19 protein-coding genes are annotated in these 17514 nt (G+C 58.5%); 17 read left to right on the top strand and 2 right to left on the bottom strand.

Features of this window, described 5'->3' with window-relative positions:
• Positions 1–2: 2 nt before the first annotated feature.
• Positions 3–1355, bottom strand: coding sequence for a bifunctional UDP-N-acetylglucosamine diphosphorylase/glucosamine-1-phosphate N-acetyltransferase GlmU (gene glmU, locus ACR0MJ_RS01500; RefSeq protein WP_170424135.1), 1353 nt, complete (start codon positions 1353–1355; stop codon positions 3–5).
• A 134-nt stretch (positions 1356–1489) separates the two neighbouring features.
• On the opposite strand from glmU, the gene ACR0MJ_RS01505 reads away from it, so the two are divergent.
• The 3 genes from ACR0MJ_RS01505 (at position 1490) to ACR0MJ_RS01515 (ending at position 4718) form a co-directional block, all read left to right on the top strand.
• On the top strand, positions 1490–2161 hold the full coding sequence (locus ACR0MJ_RS01505; protein WP_170424133.1) for an HAD-IA family hydrolase: 672 nt from the start codon (positions 1490–1492) through the stop codon (positions 2159–2161).
• 39 nt (positions 2162–2200) lie between these two features.
• On the top strand, positions 2201–3391 hold the full coding sequence (locus ACR0MJ_RS01510) for a DegT/DnrJ/EryC1/StrS family aminotransferase (RefSeq protein WP_480758643.1): 1191 nt from the start codon (positions 2201–2203) through the stop codon (positions 3389–3391).
• A 163-nt stretch (positions 3392–3554) separates the two neighbouring features.
• The gene (locus tag ACR0MJ_RS01515; protein WP_170647673.1) at positions 3555–4718 is read left to right on the top strand and encodes an isovaleryl-CoA dehydrogenase; all 1164 of its coding nucleotides are present in this window, start codon (positions 3555–3557) and stop codon (positions 4716–4718) included.
• Positions 4719–4765: 47 nt separating this feature from the next.
• Here ACR0MJ_RS01515 and ACR0MJ_RS01520 read toward each other — a convergent pair whose 3' ends face one another.
• A complete protein-coding gene (locus ACR0MJ_RS01520) occupies positions 4766–5371 on the bottom strand; it encodes an OmpW/AlkL family protein (RefSeq protein WP_480758647.1) in 606 nt (201 codons plus the stop codon).
• 136 nt (positions 5372–5507) lie between these two features.
• Here ACR0MJ_RS01520 and ACR0MJ_RS01525 point away from each other — a divergent pair, with 136 nt between their 5' ends.
• From ACR0MJ_RS01525 to nuoE, 14 genes are all read left to right on the top strand, one after another.
• Complete coding sequence (locus ACR0MJ_RS01525; RefSeq protein WP_170818022.1) at positions 5508–7034, top strand: AMP-binding protein; 1527 nt, start codon at positions 5508–5510, stop codon at positions 7032–7034.
• Positions 7031–7495: a lysozyme inhibitor LprI family protein gene (locus ACR0MJ_RS01530; protein ID WP_480758650.1), complete on the top strand. Its 465-nt coding sequence runs from the start codon at positions 7031–7033 to the stop codon at positions 7493–7495. Before ACR0MJ_RS01525 ends, ACR0MJ_RS01530 begins: the two co-directional genes overlap by 4 nt.
• The gene (locus ACR0MJ_RS01535) at positions 7492–9099 is read left to right on the top strand and encodes a carboxyl transferase domain-containing protein (protein ID WP_170612229.1); all 1608 of its coding nucleotides are present in this window, start codon (positions 7492–7494) and stop codon (positions 9097–9099) included. Before ACR0MJ_RS01530 ends, ACR0MJ_RS01535 begins: the two co-directional genes overlap by 4 nt.
• 1 nt (position 9100) lies before the next feature.
• Positions 9101–9526 carry an ASCH domain-containing protein gene (locus ACR0MJ_RS01540; protein ID WP_170465996.1) on the top strand — a complete coding sequence of 142 codons (426 nt, stop codon included), beginning with the start codon at positions 9101–9103 and terminating at the stop codon, positions 9524–9526.
• Positions 9527–9529: 3 nt separating this feature from the next.
• The gene (locus ACR0MJ_RS01545) at positions 9530–11461 is read left to right on the top strand and encodes an acetyl/propionyl/methylcrotonyl-CoA carboxylase subunit alpha (protein WP_480758654.1); all 1932 of its coding nucleotides are present in this window, start codon (positions 9530–9532) and stop codon (positions 11459–11461) included.
• A 79-nt stretch (positions 11462–11540) separates the two neighbouring features.
• Positions 11541–12395 carry a hydroxymethylglutaryl-CoA lyase gene (locus ACR0MJ_RS01550; protein ID WP_170564923.1) on the top strand — a complete coding sequence of 285 codons (855 nt, stop codon included), beginning with the start codon at positions 11541–11543 and terminating at the stop codon, positions 12393–12395.
• 3 nt (positions 12396–12398) lie between these two features.
• Entirely contained in the window at positions 12399–13181 is a 783-nt protein-coding gene (locus ACR0MJ_RS01555; protein ID WP_480758658.1) for a crotonase/enoyl-CoA hydratase family protein, read from the top strand.
• Positions 13182–13363: 182 nt separating this feature from the next.
• The gene (locus tag ACR0MJ_RS01560; RefSeq protein ID WP_010442778.1) at positions 13364–13729 is read left to right on the top strand and encodes an NADH-quinone oxidoreductase subunit A; all 366 of its coding nucleotides are present in this window, start codon (positions 13364–13366) and stop codon (positions 13727–13729) included.
• Positions 13720–14253 carry a NuoB/complex I 20 kDa subunit family protein gene (locus tag ACR0MJ_RS01565; RefSeq protein WP_010442777.1) on the top strand — a complete coding sequence of 178 codons (534 nt, stop codon included), beginning with the start codon at positions 13720–13722 and terminating at the stop codon, positions 14251–14253. The genes ACR0MJ_RS01560 and ACR0MJ_RS01565 overlap by 10 nt, the downstream gene beginning before the upstream one ends.
• Positions 14254–14265: 12 nt before the next feature.
• Positions 14266–14868: an NADH-quinone oxidoreductase subunit C gene (locus ACR0MJ_RS01570; RefSeq protein ID WP_170404009.1), complete on the top strand. Its 603-nt coding sequence runs from the start codon at positions 14266–14268 to the stop codon at positions 14866–14868.
• A gap of 3 nt (positions 14869–14871) precedes the next feature.
• Positions 14872–15045: a hypothetical protein gene (locus ACR0MJ_RS01575; protein WP_170397057.1), complete on the top strand. Its 174-nt coding sequence runs from the start codon at positions 14872–14874 to the stop codon at positions 15043–15045.
• Positions 15045–15170: a hypothetical protein gene (locus ACR0MJ_RS01580; RefSeq protein ID WP_010442774.1), complete on the top strand. Its 126-nt coding sequence runs from the start codon at positions 15045–15047 to the stop codon at positions 15168–15170. Before ACR0MJ_RS01575 ends, ACR0MJ_RS01580 begins: the two co-directional genes overlap by 1 nt.
• Positions 15170–16393, top strand: a complete 1224-nt coding sequence (locus ACR0MJ_RS01585; RefSeq protein WP_480758662.1) for an NADH-quinone oxidoreductase subunit D — start codon at positions 15170–15172, stop codon at positions 16391–16393. The genes ACR0MJ_RS01580 and ACR0MJ_RS01585 overlap by 1 nt, the downstream gene beginning before the upstream one ends.
• On the top strand, positions 16393–17493 hold the full coding sequence (gene nuoE / locus ACR0MJ_RS01590; RefSeq protein ID WP_480758665.1) for an NADH-quinone oxidoreductase subunit NuoE: 1101 nt from the start codon (positions 16393–16395) through the stop codon (positions 17491–17493). Before ACR0MJ_RS01585 ends, nuoE begins: the two co-directional genes overlap by 1 nt.
• The last annotated feature ends 21 nt before the right edge of the window (positions 17494–17514 follow it).

The following is a 17514-nucleotide window of genomic DNA, read 5'->3' on the forward strand; positions in this document are numbered from 1 at the left end:
ACTCAGGCTCCTTTGTCGCGGCGAGCCTTCTTCGCCTTCAACATTTCAAACAATTTACGCGCATAGCCGGGTTTGTTTTCCTGCTTAGAACGCGCCACGGCTAGTGCGTCTGGCTCAATATCCTTGGTCACTACGGTCCCCGTGGCGGTCATTGCGCCATCACCCAGAGTGACCGGGGCCACCAGCATCGTGTTCGATCCAATGAACACGTTTTCCCCGATGGTTGTTTTATGCTTCATCACGCCATCATAGTTACATGTGATAGTTCCCGCGCCGATATTGGTCGCCGCCCCGACCGAAGCGTCGCCGATATAGCTAAGGTGATTCACCTTTGCGCCTTCGGCGATTTCGGCATTTTTGATCTCGACAAAGTTGCCAATTTTGGCGTTTTCAGCCAGCTCTGTACCCGGACGCAGCCGGGCATAGGGTCCGACCACCGAACCTCGGCTGACATGGCAGCCTTCGAGATGTGAAAACGCCCGGATCGTTGCGCCGCTTTCCACGGTCACTCCGGGGCCGAAAACCACATTGGGTTCAATGACCGTGTCGCGGCCAATGACGGTATCTGCGGCCAGATACACGGTTTCAGGGGCCATCAGAGTGACCCCCAGATCCAGCAATGCAGACCGTGCTTGCACCTGAAACACCGCATCAGCAGCCGCCAGGTCAGTGCGCGAATTGATGCCCAGCGTCTGAGCTTCGTCGCAGGCAACCGCAGTTACGGACAGCCCTTGGCTGCGGGCGATCTCGACTACGTCGGTCAGATAGTATTCACCCGAGGCGTTATCATTGCCAACTGCATCGATCAGTGAGAACAAGGTCTCGGAATCGCATGCCAAAAGTCCTGAGTTACAGAAGGTTATAGTGCGCTCTTCATCTGTGGCATCCTTGAACTCGACGATCCGCTCCAAGGCATCTCCGTTCATCACAAGGCGGCCATAACGGGCGGGGTCTGCAGCTTCGAATCCTAGAATGACCAGATCGTTTTTTGCGCGCGCTTCGATCATCCGCTGCAGGGTGTCGGGCTGTAGAAACGGGGTATCACCATAGAGGACGACCACATCCCCCTGAAAGCCCTCCAGCGCTGCACGCGCCTGCGCAACCGCGTGGGCGGTGCCCAGTTGTTCTTCCTGCACCGCAATGCTGGCGTTTTCATCTTCGGCTTCAGCCACACGCGCGACTGCTTCCGCACCGTGGCCGGTAACAATCACCGTGCGCTCGGGCGACAGGACAGCACCGGCGCGCATGGCGTGAACCAGCATTGGGGCCTGAGCGATCGGATGCAGGACTTTGGGAATATCAGAGTTCATCCTTGTGCCTTTTCCGGCGGCAAGAATGACAAGGGCAGTGCTCATGAAATCGTTTTCTCTTTTGTTTTGTCGCCGCCCGTTTTATCCGCTGTGGGCAAAGGCGCAAGCGGTTCAGCCATCAAAGAAGATTGCCGTTTGCAACACGACATGGCGGAAACCCGCCGGTTCAGGAGGTAAGCATGCGAACGGTAATCTTTGATCTGGATGGAACTTTGGCGGATACATCTGGTGATTTGCTGGCCGCTGCAAACCATTGTTTTCGCGAGATGGGTCATGGGGATGTTCTGTCGCCCGAGCTTGATGCGGCGGTATCGGTACGCGGTGCACGCTTGATGTTGTCCCATGGATTGAAGCGGGTCGGCGCCTATGACGCGGACGTTGTTGAAGCCTATTATCCGGTCTTTTTGGACGTCTATGGGCAGGCGATCGATACGCATACCTATTTCTATCCCGGTGCGCTTGAAGCCGTCGAAGCACTGAAAGATGCAGGTTATGGCGTGGGGATTTGCACCAACAAGCCCGAAGGCCTGGCTGATTTGCTGCTGACCCGGATGGGTGTCCGTGATCACTTTGCTTCACTGATCGGTGCAGACACATTACCGGTGCGGAAACCCGACCCTGAACCGTTACGCGAAGCAGCGCGTCGCGCCGGAGGGCACCCTGACCACTGCGTATTGATCGGCGACTCAGATACCGACCGAAATACGGCGCGGGCTGCGGGAGTGCCGTCGGTACTGGTGACATTCGGCCCGTCGGGCGATGAGATGGCTGCGCTGGAGCCCGAGGCGTTGTTGCATCATTTTGATGATTTACCGAAACTGGTCTCCGATTTGATCGGAGCGGCGGCCTGATCCCTTGACCCGCTTAACACTCAGCATAAAAACGGATTCATGACTGAGACATTCACAGGTAATTTCACCCAGCAAGAACCCATTCCCGAAGAGGCGATCGAGGCCGCCATGGCCGTTTTGCGCCATGGTCGTTTGCACCGCTACAATGTTGCCCCTGGCGAATTGAGCGAGACGGCTTTGTTGGAGCAGGAATTCGCCGCCCAAATGGGTGCGAATTACTGTCTGGCAGTCTCGTCGGGTGGCTACGCTCTGGCCACTGCGTTGCGTGCGGTGGGGGTCAAGCCGGGCGATCCGGTTCTGACCAACGCGTTCACTCTGGCGCCGGTGCCGGGGGCGATTGCGTCCGTAAGCGCAAAGCCGGTCTTCGTTGGTGTGACCGAAGCCCTGACCATCGATCTGGATGATCTTGAGGCCAAGCTGGATCAGGCGAAGGTGTTGATGCTGAGCCACATGCGAGGGCATCTATGCGATATGGATCGCCTGATGCAGATGTGTGATGCGGCGGGTGTGATCGTGATCGAAGATTGCGCCCATACCATGGGTGCCGCCTGGCGCGGGCAGCTGTCTGGGCGGCAGGGGGCCATTGGATGTTACTCGTGCCAGACCTATAAACATGTCAATTCGGGCGAGGGCGGGTTGCTGATCACGGATGATCCGGAACTGGCCGCCAAGGCTACGATGTTGTCCGGGTCTTACATGCTTTATGAACGCCATCTGGCCGCGCCTGGGCCGGAGGTGTTCGAGCAGATCAAGTACACAACCCCCAATGTCTCGGGTCGGATGGATAATTTGCGTGCAGCGATCTTACGTCCGCAGTTGCGTGATCTTGATCGGCAGGTACAGCGTTGGAATGAACGCTATGTTGAGATTGAGCATGGCCTGCGTGAAACGCCGGGTTTGACGATGGTGGAGCGGCCTGATGCTGAGACCTATGTCGGTTCATCGATACAATTCCTGTTGCTGGACTGGACACCCGAGCGCATTGCCGAGGTAATCCAGCGTTGCGCCGCGCGCGGGGTCGAACTGAAGTGGTTCGGGGGGGCTGAACCGTCGGGCTTTACCTCACGCTATGACAGTTGGCGTTATGCCGACAGCGCCCCGATGCCGGTCAGTGATCGGATATTGGCAGGGATCATGGATATGCGCGTTCCACTGACCTTTTCGCTGGAAGATTGTGCCCAAATTGCGCGCATTATCCGGGCTGAAGTCAGCGCTGTCTATCAGTTATAGTCCAGCGGAGTGCGCTTTCAACGCACGCTCGATTTATCTGAAAACGCCGCCCCTTGCCGGGCGGCGTTTTGCGTTGGCCTGCGTGTCGTCATTGACCCGAGGAGGAAACGCTGCTATCTGATTATTGAACGCTTGTTCATTAATGCAATCGGAGGAGCCCTGCATGTTTATGGCCACAATGCAATTCGATCTGGGCGAGGACGTGAACGCCCTGCGTGAGATGGTGCACCGCTGGGCTCAGGAGCGGGTCAAGCCGATGGCGGCCGAGATCGACGCGTCCAATGCCTTTCCGAATGAGCTGTGGAAAGAAATGGGTGAGCTTGGCTTGTTGGGCGTCACAGTCCCTGAAGAATATGGCGGGGCCGGTATGTCCTATCTGGCGCATACGGTGGCAGTTGAGGAAGTGGCGCGCGCCTCGGCCTCGGTATCTTTGTCCTATGGGGCGCATTCGAACTTGTGCGTGAACCAGATCAAGCTGAACGGAACAGAAGAGCAGAAGAAAAAATATCTGCCCCGTCTGATTTCGGGTGAGCATGTCGGGGCGTTGGCTATGTCCGAGCCCTCGGCTGGGTCGGATGTGGTTTCCATGAAGCTACGTGCTGAAAAGCGAAACGATCACTATCGGCTGAATGGCAACAAATACTGGATCACCAACGGGCCGGATGCAGACACTCTGGTCGTCTATGCCAAGACCGATCCGGACGCCGGGTCAAAGGGGATCACGGCCTTTCTGATCGAGAAAGATATGACCGGGTTTTCGACTTCGCCTCATTTCGACAAGCTTGGCATGCGCGGCTCGAACACCGCTGAGTTGATCTTTGAAGATGTTGAAGTGCCGTTCGAGAATGTTCTGGGCGAAGAAGGGCGGGGTGTAGCCGTTCTGATGTCCGGTCTGGACTATGAGCGTGTGGTTCTTGCGGGTATTGGAACCGGGATCATGGCCGCCTGCTTGGATGAAGTGATGCCCTATCTGGCCGAGCGTAAGCAGTTCGGAAAACCGATCGGGAGCTTCCAGCTCATGCAAGGCAAGATCGCGGATATGTACACAGCCATGAATTCGGCGCGGGCCTATGTCTACGAAGTTGCCAAGGCATGCGACCGCGGGGATGTAACCCGTCAGGATGCTGCAGCGTGCTGCCTATATGCCTCGGAACAGGCGATGGTGCAGGCGCATCAAGCCGTTCAGGCGTTGGGTGGTGCCGGATTCCTGTCGGATTCGCCGGTCAGCCGGATTTTCCGAGATGCAAAGCTGATGGAGATCGGCGCGGGCACCAGCGAAATCCGCCGCATGCTGATTGGGCGCGAAATGATGAACGAGATGTTGTGACGGAAAACCCCGCAGTTCATTGAACCACGGGGCTTTTTACGATTGGATCAGAAACGATGAACGTAGGACAGGCCAATCAGGAATGGGTCGATTTCGGCGGTGCCGATGTCGTTGCCGTCAAGTTTGACGTCCGAGTCGATGTCGAACCAGCGCACGTTCAGACGCACCGCGCCTTTTTCCGTGACCATGTAATCCAGACCGGCCTGCAGAGAAACGCCGAAGGAGTTGTCCAGATCGAGATCGCCCAAAGGCGAGTCTTCCTCGAAGAAGATGGTGTAGTTCAGACCGGCGCCGACATAGGGCTTCCACGCGCTATTGGTCGGGAAGTGATAGTTCAGCGACAGAGTAGGCGGAAGATGCTTGACGCTGCCCGCGTCAACGCTGCGACCGAGAGTGACGTCATGCTTGTAGGGGGTCGAGGCCAAGAGCTCGATCCCGAGATTGTCCTGAACGAAGTATTCGACGGTGAAAATCGGACGGGTGTCCGAGTCGATTTCGGCGTCGAACCCGGCCAGAGTCCCATTGTCGGATTTGGGGTCCAGATAGCCGACACCAACACCGACTGTCCAATCGCCTTGGGATTGGGCGAAGGCTGGGGCAGCCAGAGCGACAAGTGCGGTAGAAAGGGTCAAAGCGGCGAGTTTCTTTGTCATATTCGTGCCTTTGCTTGCGTTGATGCCGATGTTTTGGATGCCGCGGCGCAGAAATGCTCTGATCTGCATCAAACTCCGGAAATTGCTGAAGCGGGGAGGCTAGCTGCAACCGCTAATGAAATAAGGGAAAATCAGCATGCATCCCGCTGAGCGCATACCGGGTTTGCGCGGCGACCAAAGCTGGGCGATGCCTGATCGGCTGAACATGGCGCAGCAATGCCTGTCGCAACAATCCGATCGGGTTGCTTTGCTGGATCTGACCCGGGGCGATCCGAGCGTGGTAACATTTGGCGAACTGGAGCTTATGGTTGATGGCATCGCTCGCGCGTTGATAGCTCGGGTCCAGCCAGGAGACCGGGTTGGCGTCTTGCTCAGCCAGTCGCCGTGGTGTGCCGCCGCGCATCTGGCGATCTGGAAGATCGGCGCGATTTCGGTGCCGCTGTTCAAGCTGTTCAAGCACGATGCGCTGGCGTCGCGTGTCAGAGATGCAGGTGCGCGGATCGTTTTGACCGATGCGGAAGGGTCTGCGTTACTGGGTGAATTGGCCCAACCGCTTTTGGTTGATGAGATTAGGCAGGAAGGGGAACCAGTGCCCTTTGCTGATACCGGCCCCGAGGATCCGGCAGTCCTAATCTACACGTCCGGCACTACTGGCAGCCCCAAGGGTGCGCTGCACGGCCATCGCGTGCTGACGGGCCACCTGCCGGGCGTCTCGATCAGCCACAATCACTTGCGCGATGGGGATTGCCTGTGGACGCCAGCAGACTGGGCGTGGATCGGCGGTTTGTTCGACGTTCTGATGCCCGGGCTTGCGCTGGGCGTTCCGGTGGTCGCCACGCGGTTGGACAAATTCACCCCACAGGCCTGCGCCGATGTGATCGCGCGGGCGGGGGTGCGGAACGTCTTCTTTCCACCGACGGCTTTACGGATGCTCAAAGCTGCGGATCAGTCGATACCGGGATTGCGGTCGGTGGCGTCTGGGGGCGAGCCTTTGGGCGCGGAGATGTTGGCTTGGGGCCAGCAGGCGTTTGGTCTGACGATCAACGAGTTTTATGGCCAGACCGAGTGTAACATGGTCGTATCCTCCTGCGCCGAGGACTTCCCCGTCCGCCCCGGCTGTATCGGTAAACCGGTGCCGGGTCATGAGGTGGCGGTAATTGACGATCATGGCCAACCGACGACGGAGGAAGGCGATGTTGCCATCCGGCGCGGTTCGGCCTCAATGCTGCTGGAATACTGGAATAATCCGCAAGCAACGGCTGAGAAATTCCGAGGTGATTGGCTTATCACCGGTGACCGTGGCGTGTGGGAGGGCGATTATCTGCGCTTTGTCGGTCGTGATGATGACGTGATTACCTCGGCAGGATACCGGATTGGCCCGGCTGAGATCGAGGATTGCCTGCTGACCCATCCGTCAGTGGCAACGGTGGGCGTGGTCGGCAAGCCCGATGAGCTGCGGACCGAGATCGTGAAGGCCTATGTGGTATTGAAGCCGGGGGCTGAGGCGTCGGGCGCTGAGTTGCAGAATTGGGTTAAGGACCGTTTGGCGCAGTATTCCTATCCGCGTGAGGTGTCCTTTCTGGAAGAGTTGCCGATGACGGTGACGGGAAAGGTGATCCGGAAGGAATTGAAGGCGCGGGCTGCAGGGGAGGCAATTACATGATGCGAATTGCATTTGCTGCGATGCTAGTACCATCGCTTGTTTCCGCTCAGGGCGCTTGGGTAGACCAGTCGTATATTCAACAATGTTTTTCTCAGACGCAGCATGGCGATAGCTTGTCATCATGTCTCGGTACAGCTGCCAATGCCTGCCAAACTATACCGGGAAATGAAACAACCCTTGGCATCACCGAGTGTATTCAAGCCGAAACCCAAATTTGGGATTCATTTCTAAACGAACAGTATAAACTGCGTCGAGCAGAACTGGCTGAACAAAGTCCCGAACTTTCGGACCAGTTGCGAGATGCTCAACGCGCGTGGATCGGATTTCGGGATGCTGAATGTGCTCTGGCCTACGGCATATGGTCTGATGGAACGATACGCTCGATTGTTGCCGCAAATTGCCTGCTGACCGAAACCGCTGAACGCGCTGTGGAATTGCGCGACTTGGGGAATATGGAATGAAATTAAAATCCAAAGCCATACCAACCTCTGAGGGGTTTAAGGCGAACCGAGCCGCACATCTGGATGCGCTGGCACATATTGCGGATGCCGCCGAAGCGGCCCGCATGGGTGGCGGTGAAAAATCGCGGACGCGGCATGAATCGCGGGGCAAGATGCTGCCGCGTCGTCGGGTGGCGAACCTGCTCGATCCGGGTTCTCCGTTCTTGGAAATCGGCGCGACGGCGGCGCATGGGATGTATGGGGATGCCGCGCCCTGTGCTGGGGTGATCGCCGGGATTGGCCGGGTGCAAGGGCGCGAGGTCATGGTGGTGTGCAATGACGCCACAGTAAAGGGCGGCACCTATTATCCGATGACGGTCAAGAAACACCTCCGCGCGCAGGAGATTGCCGAGGAAAATCATCTGCCCTGCATCTATCTGGTCGACAGTGGCGGTGCGAACCTGCCCAATCAGGATGAGGTTTTCCCCGACCGCGATCACTTTGGCCGCATCTTCTATAATCAGGCGCGGATGAGCGCGAAGGGGATTGCTCAGATCGCCGTTGTAATGGGGTCGTGTACGGCGGGCGGGGCTTACGTTCCGGCGATGTCCGACGTGACGATCATCGTGAAAGAGCAGGGGACGATCTTTTTGGCCGGACCGCCTTTGGTCAAGGCCGCGACGGGGGAGGTTGTGACAGCCGAAGATCTGGGTGGCGGCGATGTGCATACGCGCCTGTCCGGCGTGGCGGATTATCTGGCCGAGGACGATGCGCATGCGTTGGCCCTGGCTCGGCGGGCCGTCGGGTCGTTGGGGGGTGCCGGGCTGAAGCCTAGCCTACAGTTCGAAACACCGGAAGAGCCTGCCTATGATCCCGAGGAAATTTTGGGCGTAGTTCCGGCCGATCTGCGGACGCCCTATGACATCCGCGAGGTGATTGCGCGGCTGGTCGATGGCTCTCGGTTCGACGAGTTCAAACCGCGATTTGGTGAGACGCTGGTGACCGGTTTTGCCCATGTCAAAGGCTGCCCGGTCGGGATCATTGCCAACAACGGTGTGTTGTTTTCTGAGGCCGCGCAGAAGGGTGCGCATTTTGTCGAACTGTGCTCGCAGCGCAAAACCCCGCTGGTCTTCCTGCAGAACATCACCGGCTTCATGGTCGGCCGCAAATACGAAAACGAAGGCATCGCGAGGCACGGGGCCAAGATGGTGACGGCGGTGGCGACGACGAGCGTTCCAAAGATCACAATGCTTGTCGGAGGGTCCTTCGGAGCTGGAAACTACGGCATGGCAGGACGCGCCTATCAGCCTCGGTTCCTGTGGACTTGGCCGAATTCGCGTATCTCAGTGATGGGGGGCGAGCAAGCTGCAGGTGTCCTAGCGACTGTCAAACGCGACGGGATCGAACGACAGGGCGGCACATGGTCGGCTGAGGAAGAAGCTGAATTCAAGCGCCCGACGCTGGACATGTTCGAAGAACAATCCCACCCGCTCTACGCGTCGGCGCGGTTGTGGGATGACGGCATCATCGACCCGCGCAAAAGCCGCGACGTGCTGGCCTTGTCGCTGAGCGCCGCACTTAACGCCCCGATCGAGGAGACACGTTTCGGCGTGTTCAGGATGTAAGATGAGCGTTTCATTGAATGAAGTAATGGCCCGCTACCCGGGCGCGCAGACCTTCAAGTTTGGAGACAGCGCATCGCTAAGCGCCGAGCTGCTGGCGTTGGTAAGATTAGGCCGAAAAACGGCGACATGTGGTGCTTTGCGAGACTACCCAGAAGGCAGTGCTGATACCCCGGTCGTTGGGCGTCAGGATATTGCGCTGGAATGGGATGATCGCCCGGCTTTGGTGATCGAAACGGTCGAGGTCTCGACCTGCCGATATTGCGATGTGACCGAAGACTTTGCGTTGGCCGAGGGTGAGAATGAAACGCTTGAGGGATGGCGCGAGGATCATCGCCGGTATTTCGAACGCAATGGCGGGTTCGATCCCGAGATGGAATTGCTGTGCGAACGCTTCCGCCTTGTCGAAGATCTGGCGGTTAAGGGGTAAGCTATGTTTAACAAAATCCTGATTGCCAACCGCGGCGAGATCGCCTGCCGGGTCATGGAAACTGCTCAGAAGATGGGCGTATCTTGTGTGGCTGTGTATTCGGATGCTGATGCATCGGCCAAGCATGCGCAAATGGCGGATGAAGCGGTGCATATTGGTGGCGCGGCCCCAGCCGAAAGCTATCTGAAGGGTGATGTGATCATTCAGGCGGCGCTGGATACAGGAGCGCAGGCGATCCATCCTGGTTATGGGTTCTTGTCCGAAAACCCGGATTTTGTGGATGCAGTCGAGGCTGCAGGTCTGACCTTCATCGGGCCATCGGCGGACGCGATCCGCAAGATGGGCCTTAAGGATGCGGCCAAGGTGTTGATGGAGGACGCAGGAGTTCCCGTCGTCCCCGGCTATCATGGCGAAAATCAGGACCCTGAACATCTGGCTGGCGCGGCAGACACAATCGGTTATCCCGTTTTGATCAAGGCCGTTGCGGGTGGTGGTGGCAAGGGGATGCGGCTGGTCGAGGCGCCCGAGGAGTTCTCGGCTGCATTGGACAGCGCGCGCGGTGAGGCAAAGACGGCGTTCGGTAACGATGCTGTACTTGTCGAGAAATTCGTCGCCAAGCCCCGCCATATCGAGGTGCAGGTGTTCGGCGATGGCACCCATGCGGTGCATCTGTTTGAACGCGACTGCTCGTTGCAGCGGCGACATCAGAAAGTGATCGAAGAGGCCCCAGCCCCTGGAATGACTGCCGAGATGCGTGAGGCGATGGGACAGGCGGGCGTGCGTGCGGCTGAGGCGATTGGATACAAGGGCGCAGGGACGGTTGAGTTCATCGTCGATGCCTCGGACGGGCTGCGCCCGGATCGGTTCTGGTTCATGGAGATGAACACGCGCCTGCAAGTCGAGCACCCGGTGACCGAGGCCATTACCGGCGTTGATCTGGTCGAATGGCAGTTGCGCGTAGCAGCGGGTGAAAGCCTGCCGAAGCGGCAGGGCGATTTGTCGATCCGCGGGCATTCCTTTGAGGCGAGGCTTTATGCCGAAGATGTACCCAAGGGCTTCCTGCCCGCGACGGGTACGCTGACTCATCTACAGTTCCCGGAAGGCTGCCGTGCCGACAGTGGCGTGCGCGCCGGGGATACGATCAGCCCATGGTACGACCCTATGATCGCCAAGGTCGTGGTGCATGGCCCGACACGCGCGGTCGCTTTGGAAAATCTCCACCGGACCTTGCGCCAGACCGAGGTCGCCGGGACTGTCACAAATCTCGCCTTCCTTGGTGCTCTGACGCGGCACAGCGGGTTTGCGTCGGGCGACGTGGATACCGGGCTGATCGGGCGGGATCTTGATGATCTGGTGCAGGAAGCTGGCGCAAGCAACGCGTCGGCAGTGGCTGCGGCGATGACGGCGTTGGGTCTGGCTGAGACGGTCTCTGAAACGGGCTTTACGCTATGGGCACCGTTACATCGCGCTGTGCAGTTACTGCGGGACGGAGAGGTTGTTGATCTGGATGTCCAGGTCGAAGGCCCGGATCGGCAGATTTGGGAGATCGAAGGTGCGCAGCTTGTTGCGCGGCGGCATGGCGCTGGCTGGACCATCGATGGGACACCCATGCCCAATGTTGTCATGGCCGGGTCACAGGTCACTGTATTCGACGACTATGGGCAGGTATTTGAGGTCATTGACCCTCTGGACCGCGATGCCAGTGCTGCAGGTGACACCAACGTGATCGAGGCGCCGATGCCCGGGCTGGTCAAGGCCGTCTTCGCCTCGGCGGGGCAGGAGGTGAAAGAGGGCGACCGGCTGGCCATCCTGGAAGCCATGAAGATGGAGCATTCTCTATTAGCCGCCCGCGATGGCGTGGTTGCAGAAGTGCTGGCCGAAGCGGGGGCACAGGTCGAGGCCGGTGCGGCGTTAGTTCGGTTGGCCGAGGATTGATCTGTTCGGCCCGCGGATTGCGTGGCACAGTCGGGCCATCCGTAATTGAAACGATAAGAAACCGGGAAGGGATGCGCTGATGAAAGAACGGGTCGAAATATTCGAGGTCGGGCCACGCGACGGCCTGCAGAACGAACAGCGCGAGATCCCGGTGGCCGAGAAGGTCGCCTTGGTCGATTGCCTCAGCCGGGCCGGTTTCAACCGGATCGAAGTTGCCAGTTTTGTCTCACCGAAATGGGTCCCGCAAATGGCGGGCAGCGGTGAAGTTATGGCTGGAATCACACGGACCGAAGGCGTGCGGTACGCTGCGCTGACGCCGAATATGCGCGGGTATGAGGACGCGTTGGCAGCCAAGGCAGATGAGATCGCGGTGTTTGCTTCGGCGTCCGAGGGATTCTCGAAAGCGAACATAAACGCGACGATTGCCGAATCCATCGAACGGTTTGTGCCCATTCTCGAAGCGGCACGACATATTGATCTGCCCGTCCGGGGCTATGTCTCGTGCGTGACCGACTGTCCCTATGACGGCCCGACCCCACCCGAGAAGGTGGCCGAGGTGGCGGACGCGCTGTTTGCCCATGGCTGCTATGAGATATCGCTAGGGGACACGATTGGGCAGGGAACGCCGGACAAGATTGCTCATATGCTGCTGGCCGTGCGCGAACGAGTGCCGGTTACCCGGCTTGCAGGACATTTTCATGACACCAACGGGCGGGCAATCGACAACATAGACGCTTCGCTTGCCTTGGGTGTGCGGGTATTTGATACCGCCGTGGGCGGGCTGGGTGGTTGCCCTTATGCGCCGGGTGCGGCCGGTAATGTCGCAACCGAAGCTGTGGCCGCACATCTGGAACGGTTGGGATATGAGACCGGTCTGGATGTGCCGGTTCTGGAACAGGCGGCGCGCATGGCGCGGGCAATGCGGGCGGAATAAGACATGTTCGAGACCATTACGCTGAACACAGACGCGCGTGGCGTGGCCACTCTGACGCTGGATCGACCCGAGAAGCACAACGCACTGTCGGCGCAGATGATTGCAGAGCTAACCCAGGCCGCTGGGCAATTGGCAAATGATGATGCGGTGCGGGTGGTGGTTCTGGCCGCCTCGGGCAAGAGCTTTTGCGCCGGGGGAGATCTGGGTTGGATGCAGGCGCAGATGGCTGCCGATCCCGAGACGCGTTTTGCCGAAGCGCGCAAGCTGGCTGAGATGCTGAATGCCTTAAATACGCTGCCCAAACCCTTGATCGGCGCGTTGCAGGGAAACGCGTTTGGTGGAGGTGTCGGGATGGCCTCGGTCTGCGATGTGGCGATCGGTGTGGAAAGCCTGAAGATGGGTCTGACCGAGACGCGGCTTGGCCTGATTCCGGCGACGATTGGACCCTATGTCATTGCCCGAATGGGCGAAGCACGGTCGCGGCGCGTCTTTATGTCTGCCCGCCTGTTCGAAGCGGCGGAAGCGGTCGAACTGGGCCTGTTGACCCGCGCGGTGCCCGCTGTGGCGTTGGCCGAGGCGGTCGACGCTGAAGTGCTTCCCTATCTGTCCTGTGCACCCGGTGCGGTGTCTTCGGCCAAGCAGCTGATCCAGTCACTTGGGCCGCGAATTGATGACGCGGTGATTGACCACACCATTCGACAGCTTGTCGCGCGTTGGGAAACTGATGAGGCGCAAGAGGGAATCGGCGCCTTTTTCGACAAACGAAAACCTGCATGGATTAGTTAGGTTTAGCCGATCACTTTGTTCCAGAAGTGTTCTCCGCAATCGCCCGCTAGATGATTGTAACAATGCCGACCTGCGCGTTTCTGTTCGGTTGACCCTCTGACCCCACAGGGATAGAGAATGTCCAGTCAAATCGCCAATTGACGGCGCACCCTTTCGGGACTTGCGCAGGAAAGGAGCTATACGTGGAAGACCTGCTGCGGGAGTACCTCCCGATTCTGGTGTTTCTGGCCGTTGCCGTAGGCCTTGGAATCGTACTGATTCTGGCTGCTGTGGTCCTGGCTGTCCGCAATCCCGACCCCGAAAAGGTCAGCGCCTACGAATGTGGTTTCAACGCCTTCGACGATGCGCGAATGAAGTTTGATGTCCGATTCTATCTGGTCGCGATTCTCTTCATCATCTTCGATCTGGAAATCGCCTTCCTGTTCCCCTGGGCCGTTGGCTTCAAAGACATCAGCGATGTTGGGTTCTGGTCGATGATGGTGTTCCTGGCGGTGCTGACCATCGGCTTTGCCTACGAATGGAAGAAAGGGGCTCTGGAATGGGAGTGATGACGGGCGCAAACACCGCGGGCGTCGACAAAGAAGTCGCCACCCAGGCCCTGAACGCCGAGCTGCAGGACAAAGGTTTCCTGTTGACCTCGACCGAAGACATCATCAACTGGGCCCGTACCGGTAGCTTGCACTGGATGACCTTTGGTCTGGCCTGCTGCGCGGTTGAGATGATGCACACGTCGATGCCACGGTATGACGCGGAACGGTTCGGCATCGCGCCTCGTGCGTCTCCGCGCCAGTCTGATGTGATGATCGTCGCTGGAACGCTGACCAACAAGATGGCCCCGGCGCTGCGCAAGGTTTATGACCAGATGCCCGAGCCGCGCTATGTGATCTCGATGGGGTCCTGCGCGAATGGCGGTGGGTATTACCACTATTCCTATTCCGTTGTGCGTGGCTGTGACCGGGTTGTTCCGGTGGATATCTACGTGCCCGGCTGCCCTCCAACCGCCGAGGCGCTTCTTTACGGACTGATGCAGCTGCAACGCAAAATCCGCCGCACCGGCACGATTGTACGCTAAGGGAGAGGGCAGATGAGCGAAGCACTCAAAGAACTCGGCGCGCAACTGGAATTGAAACGGGCCGATTGCGTTCTGTCTTGGGATGTCACCCATGGTGAGCTGAACGTTGATGTGGCTCCGTCGAACCTTGTGGAATTCATCGAATTCCTAAAATCCGACCGGACCTGCCAGTTCTCGACCCTGGTTGACATCACCGGCGTCGACTACCCCGAACGGGCCAAGCGGTTCGATGTGGTCTACCACTTCCTGTCAATGTATCAGAACCAGCGCATTCGCTTGCGAGTCTCTATCCGAGAAGATGACATGGTGCCTTCAATCGTGGACGTGCACCCCTCTGCCAATTGGTTCGAGCGCGAGGTGTTCGACATGTTCGGCATCCTGTTCTCAGGTCATCCAGACTTGCGACGCATCCTTACGGATTATGGTTTCCGCGGCTATCCGCTGCGCAAGGATTTCCCGACCACTGGCTATACTGAAGTCCGCTATGACGAAGCGCAAAAGCGCGTGGTCTACGAACCGGTCTCATTGGTTCAGGAATACCGTCAATTTGATTTCATGTCCCCGTGGGAAGGTGCGAACTACATTCTTCCGGGGGATGAAAAACAGGAGTCGTAAGTCATGGAGTTCCTGATCTGGATTGCCGTCACGGTTGCCACGATTATCCCGATGCTGAAGCTGCTACCGCATTTCGGGATCGAGAAATACTGGGTCGTAGCCTGCGTCATCCCGATTGGAACGCTGATCCTGATTTGGATCATGGCCATGAAACTGCAAGAGATGGAGCGCCGCTGATGGGTCTGGGGGAACTGATTGCGTTGGGGGCGCTTGGGGTTCTGCTGGCTGGGGCCGCTGCCAAGGCAGCTGAGGCGGAAAAGGTCCGGGTCCGGGCCGAAGCGAAGAAGAAACGAGGGCGTTGATGGACGGCTCAAGATACGATGACGGCAGCACGGACGCGCTGAGCGGAGAACAAAAGATCCGCAACTTCAACATTAACTTCGGCCCGCAACACCCTGCGGCGCACGGAGTTCTGCGACTTGTACTTGAGCTGGACGGCGAGATCGTCGAACGTTGCGACCCGCATATCGGCCTGCTGCACCGTGGCACCGAAAAGCTGATGGAAAGTCGGACGTATCTGCAGAATCTGCCGTATTTCGACCGTCTTGATTACGTGGCACCGATGAACCAGGAACATGCCTGGTGTCTGGCCATCGAAAAACTGACCGGTGTTGAAGTACCGCGTCGCGGCTCTTTGATCCGCGTTTTGTATTCCGAGATCGGTCGTATTCTTAACCACCTGCTGAACGTGACCACTCAAGCCATGGACGTTGGCGCGCTGACCCCGCCTCTGTGGGGTTTTGAAGAGCGTGAAAAGCTGATGGTGTTCTACGAGCGTGCTTGCGGTGCCCGCCTGCACGCTGCCTATTTCCGCCCCGGTGGCGTCCATCAGGACCTGCCGCCGGAATTGCTGGATGATATCGAGGCGTGGAGCCACGAGTTCCCCGCCGTTCTGGACGACATCGACGGTCTGTTGACCGAAAACCGCATCTTCAAACAGCGCAACGCCGATATCGGCGTCGTGACCGAGGATGACATTCAGAAATACGGCTTCTCGGGCGTAATGGTGCGTGGATCGGGGCTGGCATGGGACCTGCGCCGCGCGCAGCCCTATGAATGCTATGACGAGTTCGAGTTCCAGATTCCCGTCGGAAAGAACGGCGATTGCTATGACCGCTATCTGGTGCGCATGGAAGAGATGCGCCAGTCGCTGCTGATCATCCGTCAGGCCATCGCCAAAATCCGCGACTGTCCCGGAGACGTTCTGGCGCGCGGAAAGATCACCCCGCCGAAACGGTCGGACATGAAGTCCTCGATGGAAAGTCTGATCCATCACTTCAAGCTTTATACCGAAGGCTTCCACGTCCCCGCGGGCGAAGTCTACGCCGCCGTCGAAGCTCCCAAGGGCGAGTTCGGCGTATATCTGGTCGCCGACGGCACTAACAAACCCTACCGCGCCAAACTCCGCGCGCCGGGGTTCCTGCACTTGCAAGCCATGGACCACGTCGCCGGAGGCCACCAATTGGCCGACGTCGCCGCGATTATCGGCACCATGGACGTCGTATTTGGAGAGATTGACCGCTAATGCTCCGCCGTCTTCACGCCGAACAACCCAAAAGCTTCGCCTTCACCGCTGCTAACCAGCAATGGGCCGAAGCGCAAATAACCAAATATCCCGAGGGGCGTCAGGCCAGTGCGGTCATCCCGCTGCTGTGGCGCGCGCAGGAGCAGGAGGGATGGCTGAGCCGTCCGGCGATCGAATCCGTCGCCGACATGCTTGGTATGGCCTATATCCGCGTTCTTGAGGTTGCCTCGTTCTACTTCATGTTCCAACTGCAGCCGGTTGGTTCGGTTGCGCATATTCAGGTCTGTGGCACTACGTCCTGCATGATTTGCGGGGCCGAGGACCTGATTGCGGTTTGCAAGGAAAAGATCGCTGCAAAGCCGCATGAACTGTCTGCTGATGGCAAGCTGAGCTGGGAAGAGGTGGAATGCCTCGGATCTTGCACCAACGCCCCGATGGCGCAGATCGGTAAGGATTACTACGAAGATCTGACGACCGAGAGCTTTGGCAAGATTCTCGATGATCTGGTGGCGGGCAAAGTGCCGACTCCGGGTCCTCAGAACGGGCGCTATGCGGCGGAACCTCTGAAGGGGCTGACCAGCCTGACGGAGTATGACAGCGGCAGAACGCAGTATAACGCAAGTGTTCAGCTTGCGAGCGATCTGGGCGATACGGTCAAGCGCATCGACGGAACCGAAGTTCCGATCCTGACGCCGTGGCTGGGCAAGGATGGCAAGGCTGCTGCTACAAAAGCTGCGCCGAAGCCGCCCAAAGCGCCAGCCTCGGCGAAGCCAGCGGTGAAACAAGCCGCTGAGGCGAAAGCAGCGAAAGAGGATCAGCCGGAAACACTGAGCAGTGCGCGCGATGGCAAGCCCGATGATCTGAAGATGCTGAAGGGCGTAGGTCCAAAGCTGGAAGAGACTCTGAACGAGTTGGGCTTCTACCACTATGACCAGATCGCTGCCTGGACACCCGAGCAAGTGGCCTGGGTGGATGCGCGCCTGAAATTCAAAGGCCGGATCGAACGGGACGGGTGGATCGAACAAGCCGCGAAACTGGCTGCAGGTGAAGAAACCGAGTTTGCCAAACGTGCCAAAGAAGACGGCACTTACGAAGATTAAACGAGTGCCCGTTCGGGGCAT

Source organism: Ruegeria sp. C6, assembly GCF_056537625.1.

What these genes read in the sequence shown, in the direction of transcription:
- glmU (WP_170424135.1), bottom strand. Translation starts at nt 1,355, where the DNA reads ATGAGCACTGCCCTTGTCATTCTTGCCGCCGGAAAAGGCACAAGGATG.
- ACR0MJ_RS01505 (WP_170424133.1), top strand. Translation starts at nt 1,490, where the DNA reads ATGCGAACGGTAATCTTTGATCTGGATGGAACTTTGGCGGATACATCT.
- ACR0MJ_RS01510 (WP_480758643.1), top strand. Translation starts at nt 2,201, where the DNA reads ATGACTGAGACATTCACAGGTAATTTCACCCAGCAAGAACCCATTCCC.
- ACR0MJ_RS01515 (WP_170647673.1), top strand. Translation starts at nt 3,555, where the DNA reads ATGTTTATGGCCACAATGCAATTCGATCTGGGCGAGGACGTGAACGCC.
- ACR0MJ_RS01520 (WP_480758647.1), bottom strand. Translation starts at nt 5,371, where the DNA reads ATGACAAAGAAACTCGCCGCTTTGACCCTTTCTACCGCACTTGTCGCT.
- ACR0MJ_RS01525 (WP_170818022.1), top strand. Translation starts at nt 5,508, where the DNA reads ATGCATCCCGCTGAGCGCATACCGGGTTTGCGCGGCGACCAAAGCTGG.
- ACR0MJ_RS01530 (WP_480758650.1), top strand. Translation starts at nt 7,031, where the DNA reads ATGATGCGAATTGCATTTGCTGCGATGCTAGTACCATCGCTTGTTTCC.
- ACR0MJ_RS01535 (WP_170612229.1), top strand. Translation starts at nt 7,492, where the DNA reads ATGAAATTAAAATCCAAAGCCATACCAACCTCTGAGGGGTTTAAGGCG.
- ACR0MJ_RS01540 (WP_170465996.1), top strand. Translation starts at nt 9,101, where the DNA reads ATGAGCGTTTCATTGAATGAAGTAATGGCCCGCTACCCGGGCGCGCAG.
- ACR0MJ_RS01545 (WP_480758654.1), top strand. Translation starts at nt 9,530, where the DNA reads ATGTTTAACAAAATCCTGATTGCCAACCGCGGCGAGATCGCCTGCCGG.
- ACR0MJ_RS01550 (WP_170564923.1), top strand. Translation starts at nt 11,541, where the DNA reads ATGAAAGAACGGGTCGAAATATTCGAGGTCGGGCCACGCGACGGCCTG.
- ACR0MJ_RS01555 (WP_480758658.1), top strand. Translation starts at nt 12,399, where the DNA reads ATGTTCGAGACCATTACGCTGAACACAGACGCGCGTGGCGTGGCCACT.
- ACR0MJ_RS01565 (WP_010442777.1), top strand. Translation starts at nt 13,720, where the DNA reads ATGGGAGTGATGACGGGCGCAAACACCGCGGGCGTCGACAAAGAAGTC.
- ACR0MJ_RS01570 (WP_170404009.1), top strand. Translation starts at nt 14,266, where the DNA reads ATGAGCGAAGCACTCAAAGAACTCGGCGCGCAACTGGAATTGAAACGG.
- ACR0MJ_RS01575 (WP_170397057.1), top strand. Translation starts at nt 14,872, where the DNA reads ATGGAGTTCCTGATCTGGATTGCCGTCACGGTTGCCACGATTATCCCG.
- ACR0MJ_RS01580 (WP_010442774.1), top strand. Translation starts at nt 15,045, where the DNA reads ATGGGTCTGGGGGAACTGATTGCGTTGGGGGCGCTTGGGGTTCTGCTG.
- ACR0MJ_RS01585 (WP_480758662.1), top strand. Translation starts at nt 15,170, where the DNA reads ATGGACGGCTCAAGATACGATGACGGCAGCACGGACGCGCTGAGCGGA.
- nuoE (WP_480758665.1), top strand. Translation starts at nt 16,393, where the DNA reads ATGCTCCGCCGTCTTCACGCCGAACAACCCAAAAGCTTCGCCTTCACC.